Below are 346 nucleotides of genomic sequence, written 5' to 3' on the forward strand. Positions count from 1 at the left end.
CGATGCTCATGGCAGCCAACACATTCTATGCAATCCTTATGCTTGCAGGTAACTTACTTGCTGACGTAAGTTATGCACTTGTTGACCCTAGAGTTCGTGTTAAGTAATGTAAATTTTCGATTGATATAATAAATGTGGGAGGAATAAAATGGCTGATACTAAAAAAGCAGCAGCTAAACAAACTGCTGTAACAAAGAAAAAAGCAGTTGGACCTTGGAGAATCGCCTGGGAACGCTTCTTAAAAAATAAAGTTGCCGTTGTTGGCGCATCACTTTTTATCGTGATTGTGTTAGCGGTAATATTTGTACCGATACTATCACCTTATGAAATTTCAGAGTTTAACTTA

Annotated in this window: 1 pseudogene; it reads left to right on the plus strand. The window is 37.6% G+C overall.

What is annotated here, in order from left to right:
• Positions 1-148: 148 nt before the first annotated feature.
• A pseudogene (locus tag QE109_RS17655) lies at positions 149-346 on the plus strand (hypothetical protein); the annotation flags it as partial.

This window comes from Fusibacter bizertensis, from assembly GCF_029914245.1.
Classification (GTDB): Bacteria; Bacillota; Clostridia; order Peptostreptococcales; family Acidaminobacteraceae; genus Fusibacter_C; species Fusibacter_C bizertensis.